This window comes from bacterium (assembly GCA_037143175.1).
Classification (GTDB): domain Bacteria; phylum Verrucomicrobiota; class Kiritimatiellia; order CAIKKV01; family CAITUY01; genus JAABPW01.
This window is the reverse complement of record JBAWZF010000005.1, coordinates 116,968-132,495: the sequence shown is the minus strand read 5'-3', so window position 1 is coordinate 132,495 and position 15,528 is coordinate 116,968. Positions and strand designations below refer to the sequence as shown.

The 15,528-nt window shown below is 54.8% G+C and carries 18 protein-coding genes; 10 read left to right on the top strand and 8 right to left on the bottom strand.

The window, feature by feature from the left end:
* Positions 1 to 488: 488 nt before the first annotated feature.
* From WCI03_03620 to WCI03_03590, 7 genes are all read right to left on the bottom strand, one after another.
* Positions 489 to 743, bottom strand: coding sequence for a DUF2442 domain-containing protein (locus tag WCI03_03620; protein ID MEI8138938.1), 255 nt, complete (start codon positions 741 to 743; stop codon positions 489 to 491).
* A complete protein-coding gene (locus tag WCI03_03615; GenBank protein MEI8138937.1) occupies positions 740 to 1,012 on the bottom strand; it encodes a DUF4160 domain-containing protein in 273 nt (90 codons plus the stop codon). Before WCI03_03615 ends, WCI03_03620 begins: the two co-directional genes overlap by 4 nt.
* 326 nt (positions 1,013 to 1,338) lie before the next feature.
* Positions 1,339 to 1,632, bottom strand: a complete 294-nt coding sequence (nadS, locus tag WCI03_03610; GenBank protein ID MEI8138936.1) for a NadS family protein — start codon at positions 1,630 to 1,632, stop codon at positions 1,339 to 1,341.
* A complete protein-coding gene (locus WCI03_03605) occupies positions 1,629 to 1,964 on the bottom strand; it encodes a hypothetical protein (GenBank protein MEI8138935.1) in 336 nt (111 codons plus the stop codon). The genes nadS and WCI03_03605 overlap by 4 nt, the downstream gene beginning before the upstream one ends.
* A 297-nt stretch (positions 1,965 to 2,261) precedes the next feature.
* Complete coding sequence (locus WCI03_03600) at positions 2,262 to 3,110, bottom strand: hypothetical protein (protein ID MEI8138934.1); 849 nt, start codon at positions 3,108 to 3,110, stop codon at positions 2,262 to 2,264.
* On the bottom strand, positions 3,107 to 3,904 hold the full coding sequence (locus tag WCI03_03595; protein ID MEI8138933.1) for an ABC transporter permease subunit: 798 nt from the start codon (positions 3,902 to 3,904) through the stop codon (positions 3,107 to 3,109). Before WCI03_03595 ends, WCI03_03600 begins: the two co-directional genes overlap by 4 nt.
* Before the next feature lie 173 nt (positions 3,905 to 4,077).
* Positions 4,078 to 4,812, bottom strand: coding sequence for an ABC transporter ATP-binding protein (locus tag WCI03_03590; GenBank protein ID MEI8138932.1), 735 nt, complete (start codon positions 4,810 to 4,812; stop codon positions 4,078 to 4,080).
* A gap of 219 nt (positions 4,813 to 5,031) precedes the next feature.
* Here WCI03_03590 and WCI03_03585 point away from each other — a divergent pair, with 219 nt between their 5' ends.
* From WCI03_03585 to WCI03_03565, 5 genes are all read left to right on the top strand, one after another.
* Positions 5,032 to 7,002, top strand: coding sequence for a beta-galactosidase (locus WCI03_03585; protein ID MEI8138931.1), 1,971 nt, complete (start codon positions 5,032 to 5,034; stop codon positions 7,000 to 7,002).
* Positions 7,003 to 7,212: 210 nt separating this feature from the next.
* Positions 7,213 to 9,522, top strand: a complete 2,310-nt coding sequence (locus WCI03_03580; GenBank protein MEI8138930.1) for a Tex family protein — start codon at positions 7,213 to 7,215, stop codon at positions 9,520 to 9,522.
* A gap of 171 nt (positions 9,523 to 9,693) precedes the next feature.
* The gene (locus WCI03_03575) at positions 9,694 to 10,311 is read left to right on the top strand and encodes a hypothetical protein (protein ID MEI8138929.1); all 618 of its coding nucleotides are present in this window, start codon (positions 9,694 to 9,696) and stop codon (positions 10,309 to 10,311) included.
* Positions 10,308 to 11,090, top strand: coding sequence for a nucleotidyl transferase AbiEii/AbiGii toxin family protein (locus WCI03_03570; protein ID MEI8138928.1), 783 nt, complete (start codon positions 10,308 to 10,310; stop codon positions 11,088 to 11,090). The genes WCI03_03575 and WCI03_03570 overlap by 4 nt, the downstream gene beginning before the upstream one ends.
* A gap of 63 nt (positions 11,091 to 11,153) precedes the next feature.
* Complete coding sequence (locus WCI03_03565; GenBank protein MEI8138927.1) at positions 11,154 to 11,603, top strand: hypothetical protein; 450 nt, start codon at positions 11,154 to 11,156, stop codon at positions 11,601 to 11,603.
* A 24-nt stretch (positions 11,604 to 11,627) separates the two neighbouring features.
* On the opposite strand, the gene WCI03_03560 is transcribed toward WCI03_03565, so the two are convergent.
* Positions 11,628 to 12,764 (bottom strand): DUF2961 domain-containing protein, encoded by a 1,137-nt coding sequence (locus WCI03_03560; GenBank protein ID MEI8138926.1) that lies wholly within the window; start codon positions 12,762 to 12,764, stop codon positions 11,628 to 11,630.
* Positions 12,765 to 12,867: 103 nt separating this feature from the next.
* On the opposite strand from WCI03_03560, the gene WCI03_03555 reads away from it, so the two are divergent.
* The 5 genes from WCI03_03555 (at position 12,868) to rpmF (ending at position 15,525) form a co-directional block, all read left to right on the top strand.
* Positions 12,868 to 13,692 carry an AraC family transcriptional regulator gene (locus WCI03_03555; GenBank protein ID MEI8138925.1) on the top strand — a complete coding sequence of 275 codons (825 nt, stop codon included), beginning with the start codon at positions 12,868 to 12,870 and terminating at the stop codon, positions 13,690 to 13,692.
* Between the two features lie 106 nt (positions 13,693 to 13,798).
* The gene (gene rsmD / locus WCI03_03550) at positions 13,799 to 14,383 is read left to right on the top strand and encodes a 16S rRNA (guanine(966)-N(2))-methyltransferase RsmD (GenBank protein ID MEI8138924.1); all 585 of its coding nucleotides are present in this window, start codon (positions 13,799 to 13,801) and stop codon (positions 14,381 to 14,383) included.
* Positions 14,383 to 14,865 (top strand): pantetheine-phosphate adenylyltransferase, encoded by a 483-nt coding sequence (gene coaD / locus WCI03_03545; protein MEI8138923.1) that lies wholly within the window; start codon positions 14,383 to 14,385, stop codon positions 14,863 to 14,865. The genes rsmD and coaD overlap by 1 nt, the downstream gene beginning before the upstream one ends.
* A 2-nt stretch (positions 14,866 to 14,867) precedes the next feature.
* Entirely contained in the window at positions 14,868 to 15,377 is a 510-nt protein-coding gene (locus WCI03_03540) for a DUF177 domain-containing protein (GenBank protein MEI8138922.1), read from the top strand.
* Complete coding sequence (gene rpmF, locus WCI03_03535) at positions 15,343 to 15,525, top strand: 50S ribosomal protein L32 (protein ID MEI8138921.1); 183 nt, start codon at positions 15,343 to 15,345, stop codon at positions 15,523 to 15,525. The genes WCI03_03540 and rpmF overlap by 35 nt, the downstream gene beginning before the upstream one ends.
* The last annotated feature ends 3 nt before the right edge of the window (positions 15,526 to 15,528 follow it).

The following is a 15,528-nucleotide window of genomic DNA, read 5'->3' as shown; positions in this document are numbered from 1 at the left end:
GGAATGAACAGTTCGGTCGCGCTACCGCGCGATTGAACTGCTCTTTTTAGGATAATAACCCCCGGCACTCTCTCTTCCTTCCAAGATATCCTGGAAACAGGGGCGGGAAACACTTGGCGAGGCTTGTCCGAGCCGTGCCCATACTATTGTGCTTTTGGAGTCAGAATAAAGACGCTCTGGCATAACAGTTCTGACTTTATTGAGACTTTTCATGGATACGGCTCGACAAGCCTCGCCCTCCAGCAAGATAGCGCGGACATGCCGGCGGACAAACCCAATACGAGCGTCTCAGCTCTCTCGTCTTACTCCCAAGAATACGTTTCTGAGGGGACGCCCGAGACCGTTATGAACGCGCGCATCACGCCCTCTGTGCCTCTCCCTTTCCCCTCCCATCCCAACTCTAGCTTGCCGCGCCGTAGCTTTGCGAAGGCGGGCTAAGCGGGTGGTTAATTCTTTTTTTGGGGGCCGCCAGGGACAGTTCCTGTTCCTTACGCTGCACGGTTTGGCGATTTAGTGATTATCTGCCATTTCATTTCGATCGTGTCAGCAGACAAATCAGCCCCGCAATTCCATTCGACGAAGTATCCGCCGTTAGACACCTTTGTAAACTCATTGATGTCACGTAGAGGCTCGAACGCTTCATACTCCAGGTAGGGCCTCATGTCGAACGTTCCTATTCGTCCATCGTTCGAAATAACGGTCAATATCCAATTTGATTCCGGTGTGATGTGAGCAATGATCATTGGTCGAGTCCCTTGATTTGGAATGGATTTTTTCCATTTACGGTAAGTTCCCAGTCAGCAAGCAAATCCTCGCGATGAATTTCGATCCACGCGACAACTAGTTTATGTTTGTTTGAGGGAAGTTGGCCCGCAAGTACTGTGCCATCAAGAATCGAATAGACCGCCACGCTGCCCTGGTAATCGGCGTGAATGTGTGGCGCATGGTGCTTTTCCGCATCTCGAAAAAACATCCGTACGAGAATTCCGTAGAACATCGAGATTGTTGGCATGATTTTTTATCCTCTTATTTTTCAAATTATGATGTTTGGGCGGAGGAATCAAGCCTCGACCTCTTGCGGCTAGCCAGGCACAGTTCCTTTGGGGGACTCCAGGGACAGCAGCCGATCCAATCATTGTCAGACGGGCCTTGCGCCGTTGGGGAAGATTCCCACGCGTGTTTCGTAGTGGTCTTAGCGGATTCGCTCGGGTTACTAACGGTTCTGGAATAATCTGGACATGATCTTGGAAGAACCACGCCTTATCAGGCGCGGCTACGTAATCAGGCGCGGCTACGTAGCTGCCGCTGATAAGCGGTGGCAGGATCATGTTTGGATTATCATGAGGCCTGGAGGGCGTCCAGAACTGCCTTTGGTTGCTTTTCCACAACGCATAGAAGAGCTCGTGCTGGCCCATCAGGCTCCCGGCGGCCTTGTTCCCAATTCTGAAGTGTGGCCTTGCTCACTCCAATCAGCAGGGCAAACTGACTTTGGGATACATGCAGTCCGCTGCGAATTCGTTTAACATCCATCGGGGTGTACTTCCGGACCCGGCTGGGTGATAACTGTCCCTTTCGAATTCGGTCAGCCTGCGAAAGGCTATCGATCAAATCATTGAATAACTCTTTTTTCATGTTACCACCTTACTGACAAGCCCGCGCAGAATCCCTAATTCCCTTGCCGACAAATCATCTTTCTGGGTTTTCCCATATGCCAATAGCAAATAAATTTCATTTTCGCTGACAAGCCAATAGTAGATTACCCGTATTCCGCCGCGTTTCCCTTTTGATGCCGTGCGCCAGCGCACTTTTCGTAACCCCCCGCTGTTGCGAATTACATCACCTGCACTGGGGTTAAAGATCAAGGCCTGCTGGAGCCCTAGATATTCATCGTCGGACAATAGGTTAATAATTTGTTTCGTAAATATTGGTGTTTCAGTGAAAACTATTTCTTTACTATACGCCATTGGCTTACACTGTCAATAATTCGTTACTTATAGTTAGTGCCGTGTCATATGCAAAACTATATAGCAGCGAATATAAGTCAATAAGGATTCGCCCGGGATAGTTCCCAATTAATTCTTGCGCCACTGGGTAAGATTCTCACGCGAAGCCGCGAAGTCGCGAAAGGGGTTGTTTAGATCTGGGGTTATCAAACCTTTTTTTCTTATTCGTGTCTTCGCGGCTTCGCGTGAGGAAAACTTGTTTTAAGGATGACCGTGCGTGGTCGGGAAAGAGAAGGGGGATTACGATTAAGATAGCGATTAAGAATGTGGCTCATGCTCATGGTCATCATCGTCACACGTATCATGCACTGATTTCCGTGTAATTCTTTCCAGCAGGCTTTCGGCGGAGTCCGAGGAGGGTTTGCCTGCATCCATTAAGTCGATCCGCTCCTTTAACATGGTGCGTTCCGGGAATATCGTCAGCACGGCTTTAAAGTTCTGGATCGCTTCGGCACGATCGCCTTTGGCCTCATGGAGGAAGCCGAGGAAGGTGAGGATTTCAGCCCGATCAAGGGCGAGATCCGCCGCGTGCTCGGGGTCGCCCGGGGTGTGGGTGTGGAGCGTGAGCGCGGAATCAAGCAGAGGGATGGCGTCGTTGAAATGGTGCGTCGTAATGGCCAGTCTCCCTTTTTCGAGGGCGATGCGATAATCACCGGGATTCAGTCGCTGAGCCTCATTCAGGATCTCTTTGGCGAGATCCGGCCGACGCAACCCTGTGCCAGCCCAGAAGGCGGACACCAGAAACGCGTCAACATTATGGGGGTCGGCCTCGGTGGCAAGTTTGAGCCAGGGGAGGATTTCCGCGCTGGCATCGCCTTCGGCATGGGCATGTTGCACGGGAAGGATGTCGGCCTGCCACCGATGAAAGGGGCCGGGAATGTCGATGGTCGCTTCCTTGTGAGCAACACCCTTATGGAAATACATATCCGCTTCATTGAACAGATTCTGGCTCAATGCCTGCCGGCTCCCGCCCAGCAGCAAGTCCGCTATGCCTGACGAACTGCCGGGCTCAAGGTGCAGTGAGGTCAGGTGGGCGGCCAGCGAAAAAGCGAGTGCCCACGCACTGAGCACCAGAACGATTCCCCATGCTGAGGTGCGGGAGGTCACAGGATGTCCCCGCGCGAAAACCGGCGTTTGCGATATCCCAACCACGCGAGCGCCAGGAAGACCATGGTCATCAAGGTGGCATAGACAAGAATTTCTGCCAGCACGATCCCGTGAACTGAACCCCAGTCATGGACAAGGCGGCGGCGCAGGTCGAATAGTTCAAAATGCGGGAAGAGATAGTAGACCGTGAAGAGGGCGTAACTGGTGACGCCTTTGGCCTCCACCAACATGGCGGGGACGCGGGGCAACAGCAGGAAGGCGGCCGCCGTGATGAGATAGGTCGTTACGGTGGCGGCATCGCGGTTCAGCCGGGTGGAAAACGCCAGCCCGAGTGAACTGATCAGGGCGAGGGCCGCGGCATGGAGCAGGATGGCTTGCAGCAGGGTGGCAACGTGGAATGCCCCGCCTTTAATCCAGACGGCCAGCCAGACGGTCAGATAGAAACACAGGAGTGACAAACAGGTAATGGTCCAGACGCCGAGCCATTTCCCGATGATCAAGGTCAGGCGCGATACGGGCTTGGCGAGCAGGGGAAAGAGCGTCCCGCGCTGTTCTTCCTGCGGGAGTTGGCGGACAGAGGTGTTGACCGCAAGGATCCAGGCCAGGACCCAAATGGCGAGAAGCCCCATGTCTTTCACGTAGCCGGTGACTTGGGATAGCCCGAACACATCGAACGAGAGCAAGCCCGCCAGAAGGGTTGCCAGCAGAATCAGGAGCACGGAGAGTTCTTTCCGCCGCACCATCTCAAGCCAGACAACACCAGCCAAAGTAATAATTTGTCTCAATTTATTCATAACTTTTCATCCTTTTTCGCATGCGAATTTGGAGTGCGGCGGCTTGACGCCGCTTTTCTTTAGCCCGGCTTGACGGGCCACACCAACACTGGATGAGGCGCGTCAAGCCGCCGCACTCCAAACAAACCTTGTGTAGTGTGCTATGGAGGTCGAGGAGAGATTACGATTAGGAATCATTTGGCTCCGCTTGTAACTGCCTTGATGAAAAATCGTTCCAGATTTTCTCCTGGTGCGACCAGGTCACTGACCGGGCCTTCGGCGAGCAGGACGCCTTGCGAGAGGATGGCGACGCGGTCGCAGGCCAACTCAACCTCGGACAATTCGTGGGAGGAGAAGAAAACGGTCTTCCCTGCTTTTTTGCGCTCGGCAATAATGCGGCGGATATCCATGCGGCCCAGGGGGTCGAGTCCGCCTGTGGGCTCATCGAGAATCAGGAGTTCGGGGTCGTTAATCAGCGCCTGGGCCATGCAGATCCGTTGACGCATGCCCCGGGAGTAACCGGCGATCCGGCGGTCCGCGGCGGCGGCGAGTCCGGTTTCGGTCAGGAGTTGACCGGCCCGCGCCCGGATCTCGGAAGGCGGCAGGTTGAACAAGCGCCCCGCCATGGTCAGGAGTTCACGGCCGGTGAGAAAATTGTAGGTATCCGGATTCTCGGCAAGATAGCCGATCTTTTCACGGGCGATGGTCTCGGTGACGGCTTGTCCGAAAAGCCGCGCCGTTCCCTGGTCGGGATCCTGAAAGCCAAGCAGGACCTGGATCGTGGTGGTTTTGCCCGCTCCGTTGGGGCCGAGAAACCCGAAAACCGTCCCCGGCGCGACGGTGATCGAGAGGTCCCGAAGCGCGTGAACCGTGCCTGCAGGGGAGGGGAAGGAGACACTCAGGTTTTTGATCTCAATGGCCGGATTCATGGTCATCTTTTTAGCATAATGATCTCATTGAAGTCATTCAGATAATAATGTAGCGTCCCCGTTTTGCGAATGGCGATTTTGAGTGAGCCGGAAGGCTCTTGTTCTTGATCCTAATCGTAATCTTAATCTTAATCGTAATCTTGTTTGGGCGTTCATGAGGGCTCGTAGGATTAAGATTACGATTAAGATTACGATTAGGATTAATAGGGAGAAAAGATCATGTACATTGGTGTTGATTATTATCCGGAACATTGGGAGCGCAAACGGTGGGATGTCGATGCGCGGTTGATGAAGAAGGCAGGGTTCAATGTCGTGCGCCTGGCCGAGTTCGCCTGGGCGTTCATGGAGCCTGAGGAGGGCCGCTTTGAGTTCGGGTGGCTCGAGGAGGCCATGGCCGTGCTGCGGAAACACGGGATCTCTGTCATTCTCTGTACCCCGACTGCCGTGATGCCTGCCTGGTGCGCGCGCAAGTATCCCGAGACACTGGCGATGCAAAAGGATGGGACCCGTATCGTCTGGGGCGTTCGCAAGAACAACTGCTTTTCCTCCGGGGCCTACCGGCTGCTCTCGGAACGCATCACCAGCGCCATGACCAGGCACTTCGCCGATGCCCCGAATGTCATCGGCTGGCAGACGGATAACGAGTTCGGGCATCCTGTCTGTTATTGTGATACCTGCCGGCGGACGTTTCAGGAGTGGCTGCGCCGCAAGTACCTGAATGTGAACGAGCTGAACAAGGCCTGGGGGACGCATTTCTGGGGGCACTTGTATCGTGAGTGGGAGGAAATCACCATCCCCGTGGATAATGGTTCACACAATCCCAGTGCCTGTCTTGACTGGCAGCGTTTCTTCTCCTGGCAGAATGTGAGTTTCCAGCGGGATCAAGTGAAGATCATGCGGGAAGAATGTCCGAAACATTTCGTGACCCATAATTGCATGGGCTTGTTCAGCGACCTGAATTATTACGATCTGGCGGAAGATCTTGATCATGTGTCCTGGGACAACTATCCCATCTGGGGCAAACCCGAGATTCACTATGGAGCCGCCGCCGGGGCGGATGTCATGCGTGGGCTCAAAAAGAAAAACTTCTGGATCATGGAACAGACCGCCGGACCGGGCGGGTGGGGCTCGTTCAATCGCAATCCGCGTCCTGGCGAGATCCGCGGTGTGGCCTATCAACAACTCTCCCGTGGGGCCGACGGCACCATCTGGTTCCGCTGGCGTTCCTGCACCGCAGGCCGTGAACAGTACTGGCATGGGTTGCTGGGACATGACGGGGTCCCTCTGCGCCGCTATGACGAGGCCGCGCAGACGGCCAAGGAATTTCATCGGCTGGCCAAGGAGTTGGAAAACACCACGGTCAAGTCGGATGTGGCGATGATCTACGATTACGAAAGCATCTGGGCCCTGCGCATTCAGCCCGGGTTTGCCAAGAATGATTACCACCAGGCCATGCACCGTTATTATAACGCCCTGTTCCGGGCCGGTGTGAATGTGGATATGATCAAGCCGACGGATGACTTCAGCAAGTACCGTGTGGTGCTGGCACCTGACCTGTATGTGATGCCCGACTCAGTCGCACTGGCACTTCGTGAATTTGTGAGTAAGGGCGGCGTATTCCTGACGGATTGCCGCACGGGTGTCAAAACGGAGACCAATCTCTGCCACGAACGGACGTTGCCGGGCTTGCTCAGTGAGGCGCTGGGCATTTCGATTCCCGAATATGATGCGTTGCCCGAAAACGAGGCGTGCGTTGTGACGGGATTGGCCGGGATGGCGGGAACATTCAATGCGCTGCATTATGCGGATTGGACCAAGGTGCGTACGGCCGAGAAGCTGGCTGGCTTCGAGTCCTGGCACATGAAGGCATTTGCGGCCGCGACGCGGAATCAGTTTGGGAAGGGGACGGCCTATTATGTCGGCACGGTGGTGCAGGAAGATTCGTTCTATGATCTTCTTATCACAAAGGTGTTACGGGATGCGGCGATCCGGCCTGTTGTCACGCCGCCGCCAGGGGTGGAAGTCTCCATCCGACAGGCCCGTGGGCGCAAGTATCTGTTCCTGATCAATCACACCGAGCAGGCGCAAGCAGTCAAAGTGCCGGCCGGCAAGAAAGAATTGATCACAAAAACCCTTACCAAAGACACCCTCACGCTGGACGTGTTCGGTGTGGCAGTGGTCAAATTGTAAAAATTAGTTCTTTATTTTAGCTCAAAGTTTTGGAGTGCGGCGGCTTGACGCCGCTATTCTTAGGCGCGGCTTGACGCGCCGTACGGGCGGCCTGTCAAGCCAGGCCTTGAAAAAGCGGCGTCAAGCCGCCGCACTCCAAAAATTAGATGCGTCTGCCCTCCCTTCCTTGCGGGAGGGGATTACGATTACGAATAAGATTAGGAGATACATATGGTTGCTGAAGTTGATCAGAATGATGCGTTGGATGCCTCGTCAATTCCCCGGTTGGCGACGGAGTTGTCGATTTCGCCCCGGCAGGTGCTGGCTGTTGCCAAACTTTTATGGGAGGGCAGTACCATTCCCTTTATTGCCCGTTACCGCAAGGAAGTGACGGAGAATCTGGATGAAGTTCAGATCGGCAAGATTCAGGAGCGGCTCCAGTATTACAAGGACCTGGAGGAGCGCCGCCAGACCGTTCTCGACTCCATCGGGGAGCAGGGCAAGCTGACCGACGAACTCAAGGCCAAGATCCTGGCCTGTACCACCAAGAACGTGCTGGAAGATCTCTATCTGCCCTTCAAGCCGAAGCGCCGTACCCGCGCCATGATCGCCCGGGAAAAAGGATTGGAGCCCCTGGCGCTGATGATTCTGGCACAACCTGCGTCCGGTAACCCCGATGAGGAAGCCAAAGCCTTTATTGATGCCGAAAAGAAGGTGGAGTCGGAGGCCGACGCGTTGTCGGGTGCCCGTGACATTGTGGCTGAACTGATCTCGGAAAATGCCGATATCCGCGCCCTGGGCCGTCAGTATTATGCCGCCAATGGCATGATTGTTTCCGAGGCGGTCAAGGAGAAGACGCAGGAGCCGACCAAGTTCGAGCAGTATTATGACTTCAAGGAAAAAGCCGTCGATATTCCCTCGCATCGCTATCTGGCGATTCGCCGTGGCGAAAACGAAGGGGTACTGAAGCGCTCCTTCACCGTCGAGTCCGAACCGGTGCTGCGCCGGATCGGGGAAATCATGAAGGTCAATGAGCGGTCACCATTTGCCGTGCACCTGCGCACTGCGATTGAAGATAGTTACAAGCGCCTGATTGCGCCGAGTGTTGAGACGGATGTATCGGTGGATCTGAAGATGAAGGCGGATCGTGCGGCTGTTGAAATCTTTGCCAAGAATCTGCGGAGTCTGCTGCTGGCTTCGCCTCTGGGTGGGCGTGCGGTGATCGCGGTGGATCCGGGGATCCGGACGGGCTGCAAAGTGGCGGCCCTGGATGCCACGGGTAAATTCCTTGAGAATACGACGTTGTATTTGAGTCAGGGGGAGCGTTCCGGAATGGAAGCCCGGATTGATCTAGCCAAGCTGATCGCCAAAGTGCAGCCGGCCGCCATCGCGGTGGGTAATGGCACCGGCGGGCGTGAAACCGAGGCCTTTATCCGGGAGACCCTGAAGAAGGCCAATATTTCGAATATCATGGTGATTCAGGTCAATGAGTCGGGTGCGAGTATCTACAGTGCCTCCGAAGTGGCGCGTGAAGAGTTCCCCGATCTCGATCTGACCGTGCGAGGGGCGATTTCGATTGGACGCCGGCTTCAGGATCCGCTGGCGGAATTGGTGAAGCTGGATCCCAAATCCATCGGGGTGGGGCAGTACCAGCATGATGTGCATCAGCCGCTGTTGGCGCAAAAGCTGGAAGATGTGGTCGTCAGTTGCGTGAATCACGTCGGGGTTGAGATGAATACGGCCAGTGCTTTTCTGCTGGCCCGGGTGTCGGGTGTTGGTAACAGTCTGGCCAAAAAGATTGTCGCGTATCGCGATAAGCATGGTGCGTTTACCAGTCGGGCGGCACTGCTGAAGGTCCCGAGCCTGGGGCCCAAGGTCTTTGAACAGGCGGCCGGGTTTTTGCGTATCCGGGGTGGGGCCCATCTGTTGGATGCCTCCGCGGTTCATCCGGAGCGATATGCCCTGGTTGAAAAGATGGCGGCAGACCTCGGTGTCGAGCTGAAGGAGTTGGTTGGCAATGCCACGCTGGCGGACAAGATTGATATCCGCAAATATGTGAGTGCGGATGTGGGTGAGCCGACCTTGAAGGACATTATTGCGGAGCTGAAGAAGCCGGGGCGTGATCCCCGTGAGACGTTTGAGGCGCCCTGTTTCCGGGATGACGTCAATACCATCGAGGATCTCAAGCCGGGCATGGAGTTGATGGGGATTGTCACCAATGTGACTGCTTTCGGTGCGTTTGTGGATGTGGGTGTGCATCAGGATGGTTTGGTGCACGTGTCCGAATTGGCCGACCGGTACATTACTGATCCTGCCGAGGTGGTTCAGGCGGGGGATCGGATCAAGGTGTGGGTCAAGGATGTGGATGCCCAGCGTAAGCGGATTGCCTTAAGCGCCAAGAGCGGCAGCCGGTCCGGCTCCGGAACCGGCTCTCCTGGGGCTGGCAAACCCGGTGAACGGCGTGGCCCATCGAACAATGGCCCGCGTCCCTCCTCACGGCCTGCGTTTAATTCAAACCCATTTGGATCGTTGGGGTTGTAATCCACGGTCATTCGGCTGCTGGATGACCGGAAACAAACCAGCTGACCGCTCTGGGGATGATACGTAAATCAATGAGCAAGAAATATGAGGGATTTCGGTTAAGAAAATGGCTTGATTTTTGTTGTTATATTTCTGTAATGCATTATATTTAGTGCGTTTAGGAAATATAATATGAGTTGGATTGAATTCAGAAATAAGATGTTCGAACTCGGCTGTTTTAGCATTCATCAGGTGTATGCGTGGCGGCCGGGGTTTGACCGCAATAACTTTGTTCGCTGGACACAGAAAGGGTATCTGGTGCGTTTGCGCCAGGGGGTATACGCATTTCCTGAGTACAGGGACAAGCCGGATATCGCGGCGTATTTTGCGGGGAAGATTTACAATCCGTCGTACATAAGCCTGCACTCAGCGCTGGCATTTTACGGGTTGATTCCAGAATCCGTTGTCCAGATTACCAGTGTGACCTCACTGAAGACGGCTTTATTCAAGAACAGTTTTGGCGAATATTCGTATAAGAGCGTTCGGGATGACCTGATGTTCGGTTATGTCCTGCGGCCGCTTGCGGATGGTCGTGCGACCGCGTATGCCACCCGTGAAAAGGCGTTGCTGGATCTGCTCTACCTGTATCCGTTCTACAACACGGAACAGGAACTTACCAACCTCCGACTTGATGGGGATGTTCTTCGCGAGGATTTGAATCGCGCTGAATGGGAAACGTTTGCGGCGCGCTTTCATTCTGCAGCACTCGAAAAGCGCCGGCGACTATTATTCAAGGTGTATGGCTTATGATTTCAATCGACCAGATTAAGAATTTCTATCCGGCCACCCTCAGTGGGAATGCGATATTTATCAAACATATCCTCAAAGAGTATGTTCAGTTGCTGGTTCTCGACTATCTTTCCGCGACGCATCATGTTCGGAAAATGACGTTTATCGGGGAGACGAATTTGCGTCTGGTCAAGGGGATTGACCGGTTTTCCGAGGATTTGGATTTTGATTGCAAGAATCTTTCCGAGAAAGAGTTTGACGGGATGACCGATGACGTCCTCATGTTCCTTAACCGCAGTGGGTTCAAAGTGGAGGCCCGCGACAAGGATAAGAGTAGATTGATGGCCTTCCGCCGCAGTCTCCATTTTCCCCAGTTGTTGTTTGAATTGGGACTTTCCGGACATAAGGACGAGCGGTTCATGTTGAAACTCGAATCTCAGGATCAGGGGATTCCGTATGAGTCGACCCTCGGATTTATCAAGGGATGTGGTTTATTCTTTTCCTTCCCGGTCCCTTCCGATGAGGTGCTGTGTGCCATGAAGATCTCCGCCATGTTGAACCGGGGCAAGGGCCGCGATTATTACGATGTCATCTTTTTGCTCTCGCAGACGCCTCCGGACTATTCGTTTCTAGCGGCACGGTGCGGTATTCATGACTTGGCTGAACTGAAGGCGGCGGTTGATAAGTCACTGCAATCGGTCGATTTGGCACAGAAGCAGAAAGATTTCGAACATTTGCTGTTCCAGCGTGACAACAGCAAGCGCATCCTGCACTTTCGCGACTTCATCCATTCCTTGTAAAGGTAAGGAGGAGCGACTTCAGGTTGCAGAATCGGGCCGGGTGCATGGTGTGGCTGTGACACGTTGCTCAAACTGTTGAGCATTGGTTATTTTGAAATGCTCGGCCACCGCACGGGGCTCCCGGGATCGGTGAATCGGGCGGAGGTGTCCGAAGAGCAGGAATGCGACAGCGACTTCTTCTTCGGCGTGCCCGAGAGCGAGATGAAACGCATTGTCACCGTCTACGACGGCAAGGAGAACTACAACTTCGAGAACATGAACAAGGCCTGCTACCGCAGGACGGCCGCACACCGCTTCTCCGGCCCGAAACGCTCCGGAACGCGCTTCAGCAGCGGCGGCCTGGGCGGCAGCGAGGGTTTCTGCGATTTCCACAACCGGATCTGCATCGGCTACACCTGCGCCATCTCCGCCACCGCGACCGGCAAACCCTGGGACCTCCGCGGCGACATCTACCGCGCCGTCGGCCTTCGCACTCGCTACACATCTTCGGATCCGGCAGGGAGCCCCCAATAGGCAAGCCGATATTCCCCCGGCTCCTTAGATGATTTCCAACTGGTCGCGCTCCGGCAGTTTCGGGAATGAGACGTGGGGTTCGCTCTGGTACCAGAAGGCGACGGAGGACATGTCGTCCTGATTGGGTAGGTAGCGACCGCCGGCCCGCCATCCGAGCGATTGGATGGTCACGCCCAGATCCTTCTGGAATCGCACGGGATCCATGATGTGCCAGCGGTAGAGGCTGAAGCGCGTGTTCGACTGGTAGGTTCCATCGGGGCGCACCACGTGAGGCATGCCGGCATAGGCGGTGGAGAATTCCTGGTATTGCTTGGTCCCCTTGTTCTCGAAGTTGTATGAGCCGCAGAAGTAGTCCTCTGTCCCGGTGCCGCAGATCGTGGGATAGCACTCGCCGCCATGCTCCTTGATGTTGCGGCCGGCAACCCCGCCGGGCAGGTCGCCATCCATGTAGAACTTGATCTCGCCTTCGCCCCACCATCCGTTGTTGTTCACCTGCCAGGCCATGTAGGTGCCCACGTAGTGACCCTGGCCCTGCACCCCGTCAAGGAGGGTATAAACTTCCTTGTAAGGCAGAGGGTTGGTGCGGCGGAACTGGGCATGGAAGTATGCCGCGTCAGCAGGCACCTCTGTGAGGGTGTAGTTGATCTGGTAGAAAATGGTCATGGCCTCGAAGCCGATGTTCTCCATGGTGATCTTGCAGTGCTTGCGGAAGGGCATCTCCCAGTAGCAGTTGAAGGCGTTGCCCGGATTGACGCAGATGGGAAGGGAGTCGATCGGACGGAAGGTGTTGAAGTTGGTGTAGGTGCTGGCGAAGAAGTCGCCAACCGGAACCTCGACGGAAGGGGTTGTCTCTCCGTCCCAGTAGAAACGGAGGATGGTGAAACGGTAGTTTCCGGTCGGGGTCATCCAGATCTGCTGGATGGCGCCGGGACCATCTACATCGGCCAGCACCAGGGTCTCTCCCGGTTGGATGCTGGTGCAGGGGCGCACCTTCCAACCGGTGCCGAGATCACGCGAGCATCCATGGTCCGGGTCAACGTGGCGTCCCCCCTGGCCCTTGGCGCCGGTGGGATTCTCCGCCGAAATCGAGCGGGATTGTGCCGCCGAGAGGCGGGAGAGGTTACCGAGGTTCATTCCGAGTCCGTTGAAAGTCGTATTCATGGATGCCTTTCCTGTATTCTTGATGGAGTGATCCTAGTCCGGGGCGGGCACTGATTGGAATAGGCAGAATTATGGAAAAGATGTATTTTCTTATGGTGACATCATGAGAGGCATCAAACACTTTTTTCCAGTCCCGCCTCTACGGACGGCGGAACTGACCATACGGGGCATGGGTATTCAGGAACACATGCCCCCCGGCATGATTGACCGACCGACCGGAACGGGAGACTACTTGTTGATGTTATTTTATGGAGACATCACGGTGGGGGTGGCCGGGAAACCGGTGGGCCAGCCCCGCAACACGATGATGATCTGGCCCTCCGGACAAGGGCACTACTACGGTGACCGGACGCGCCCCTTCACTCATACCTGGATCCATTGCGATGGAACGTTCATCCGATCCCTGCTCCGGAAAACGGGATTGCCTTGCAACCGTCCGTTTGTGGTGCCTGATCCGGCTGTCATGGAGAGGAATCTGCTGGCGATTCACGAGGAGTTGACGCTCCATGCCCGTCCGGACGGGGTGATCGTGCGTAACTTTCTGGAGAACTGGCTAAGGGAAACGGCACGGATGGTGGCCCAGAGGGAGGAGGTGCCGGGAATCCCCTCGCAGTTCCTGGCGTTGCGGCATTTCATCGAGTCGGAATATGAACGGCCGATAAAGTTGCCGGAACTGGCGAAGCGGGTGAATCTCTCCGTTCCGCACTTCTGCACGGAGTTCAAGCGTTATTTTGGAACGTCGGCCAAGGATTATCTCATCCGGCAGCGGATGCATCAGGCGGCCTACCTGATGAAGGATCGTAACCTGAGGGTATCGGAAGTGGCCCAGCGGGTGGGGTACGAGGACCTCTACTACTTCTCGCGTCTTTTCCGGAAGCATTATGGTGTGAGTCCGCGCGGGTTCAGGGCAAAGGTCCTACCTGGTTGAGGGTTAGGAGGCCGATATTCCGGGTGATGACGTGGTGGGGCAGGTCATAAAGAGGGAAACCCTGATGCTGTTGCATCTCCGCGGATCAATGGCTATAGTGCCAGACATGAGAGTTACGGGAGGCATATTACGGGGGCGACTGATCAAGTCGCCGAAGGGGGATGAGGTAAGGCCGACACAGGACATGGTCCGGCAGGCGGTATTTTCCTCTTTGGCGGAACGGATTCCCGGGGCTTCTTTTCTTGATCTGTTTGCCGGAACCGGTGCCGTGGGCCTTGAGGCTTGGAGCCGGGGGGCTGCCCGTATAGACTGGGTTGAGGGCGGGGCCCAGGTTTTTCCTGTATTGAAATCCAATCTCGAGACCTTGTGTGGCGGAGAATCAGGGAAGACGGCCGATCAGGAGTGGAAGGCTAATCGTAGCGATGTTTTTCGTTTTATTGAGGGGTTAAAGGGCACGCAATCTTATGATATCATTTTTGCCGATCCGCCTTATGACCGGCCCGGGACTGCCCGGTGGGCGACGCGGTTGCTGAATATCCTGTCAATCGGCGGGCTTTTAACTGAAGAAGGAATTTTTGTGATGGAGCAGTCCCGCGAGGAAGTTGAAGCCCGACACTATGCCTGGGAGATCACAGCTTCGAAGGTGTATGGCGGAACGCGGGTGACGATGTATAAGAAATTGAGGAAATAATGAAACATTCAGCCATATATCCCGGGTCGTTTGACCCCTTGACGTTGGGCCATTTGGATTTGATTGAACGGGCCTCCCATATTTTTCAAGAAGTCATTGTCGCGGTGGGTGTGAATTCCCGCAAAAAGACTGTTTTCAGTGCAGATGAGCGGATTGCGATGGTGAAAGCTTCGGTTAAAGGCATGAAAAATGTGAAAGTGGATGCATTTGACGGATTGCTGGTTAATTATGCCCGTGCCAAAGACATTCATGTTCTGTTAAGAGGGTTGCGCGCGTTTTCAGACTTCGAATATGAATTTCAGATGGCGCTGGCCAATCGCAAGATGGCTCCTGAAATCGAGATGATTTTTCTGATGCCGAAGGAGACTTTCAGCTATATCAGTTCCAGTACGGTGCGGGAAATTTCAGAACGGGGCGGAGATGTCACTCCATTTGTGCCCCCCCCCGTGAAGCGATTTCTTGAGAAAAAGATGAAAGGGTAATCATGTCTATCAAAATTGAGCCATGGCGAATTCCCGAGGACGGACTGGACGTCGAGGGACAGGTTCCGGCAGAAGTCGTTGCGCTTAAAGAGGATAAGTCTGCTCCGGTTTCAGGTCCGATCGACTATGAGTTGCATGTTCAGTGTTTGGAGCATGAATTACTTGTCACGGGGCAGGTGAGTACCGAGGTAAAATTCATTTGTTCACGATGTGCCGACTCCTTTGTGGAGGAGGTGTCGGATCCGGCGTTTTTCTTTGAACAAGAGGTCCCAAATCTTCATGAGACGCTAGACTTGACGGATGAGGTCCGCGAAACTATTATCCTCGCCTTTCCAAATTATCCGTTGTGTCAGGAATCGTGTCACGGGTTGTGTCCCGTGTGCGGAGCAAACCTGAATCGGGTGAAGTGCGGGTGTACGCCGCTTAAGGAAAAGTGTTGGACGGCATTTAGCGGTCTGGACAATATTGAGGTGAAAAATGGCAGTTCCAAAAAGAAAAAAATCGAAAGCTAAGATTCGCACGCGCCGGGCATGTATCAAGGCTCGTGTGATGACGATCAAAAACTGTCCGCAGTGTGGGGCTTCTCAAGAGCCGCACCGGGTATGCCGTTCATGCGGCTACTATCGCGGGCGTCAAGTTGTGAGCGTACAGGCCGACTAAGCC

What these genes read in the sequence shown, in the direction of transcription:
- coaD (MEI8138923.1), top strand. Translation starts at nt 14,383, where the DNA reads ATGAAACATTCAGCCATATATCCCGGGTCGTTTGACCCCTTGACGTTG.
- WCI03_03555 (MEI8138925.1), top strand. Translation starts at nt 12,868, where the DNA reads ATGAGAGGCATCAAACACTTTTTTCCAGTCCCGCCTCTACGGACGGCG.
- WCI03_03575 (MEI8138929.1), top strand. Translation starts at nt 9,694, where the DNA reads ATGAGTTGGATTGAATTCAGAAATAAGATGTTCGAACTCGGCTGTTTT.
- WCI03_03590 (MEI8138932.1), bottom strand. Translation starts at nt 4,812, where the DNA reads ATGAATCCGGCCATTGAGATCAAAAACCTGAGTGTCTCCTTCCCCTCC.
- WCI03_03605 (MEI8138935.1), bottom strand. Translation starts at nt 1,964, where the DNA reads ATGGCGTATAGTAAAGAAATAGTTTTCACTGAAACACCAATATTTACG.
- rpmF (MEI8138921.1), top strand. Translation starts at nt 15,343, where the DNA reads ATGGCAGTTCCAAAAAGAAAAAAATCGAAAGCTAAGATTCGCACGCGC.
- WCI03_03570 (MEI8138928.1), top strand. Translation starts at nt 10,308, where the DNA reads ATGATTTCAATCGACCAGATTAAGAATTTCTATCCGGCCACCCTCAGT.
- WCI03_03620 (MEI8138938.1), bottom strand. Translation starts at nt 743, where the DNA reads ATGATCATTGCTCACATCACACCGGAATCAAATTGGATATTGACCGTT.
- rsmD (MEI8138924.1), top strand. Translation starts at nt 13,799, where the DNA reads ATGAGAGTTACGGGAGGCATATTACGGGGGCGACTGATCAAGTCGCCG.
- WCI03_03540 (MEI8138922.1), top strand. Translation starts at nt 14,868, where the DNA reads ATGTCTATCAAAATTGAGCCATGGCGAATTCCCGAGGACGGACTGGAC.
- nadS (MEI8138936.1), bottom strand. Translation starts at nt 1,632, where the DNA reads ATGAAAAAAGAGTTATTCAATGATTTGATCGATAGCCTTTCGCAGGCT.
- WCI03_03580 (MEI8138930.1), top strand. Translation starts at nt 7,213, where the DNA reads ATGGTTGCTGAAGTTGATCAGAATGATGCGTTGGATGCCTCGTCAATT.
- WCI03_03595 (MEI8138933.1), bottom strand. Translation starts at nt 3,904, where the DNA reads ATGAATAAATTGAGACAAATTATTACTTTGGCTGGTGTTGTCTGGCTT.
- WCI03_03560 (MEI8138926.1), bottom strand. Translation starts at nt 12,764, where the DNA reads ATGAATACGACTTTCAACGGACTCGGAATGAACCTCGGTAACCTCTCC.
- WCI03_03585 (MEI8138931.1), top strand. Translation starts at nt 5,032, where the DNA reads ATGTACATTGGTGTTGATTATTATCCGGAACATTGGGAGCGCAAACGG.
- WCI03_03615 (MEI8138937.1), bottom strand. Translation starts at nt 1,012, where the DNA reads ATGCCAACAATCTCGATGTTCTACGGAATTCTCGTACGGATGTTTTTT.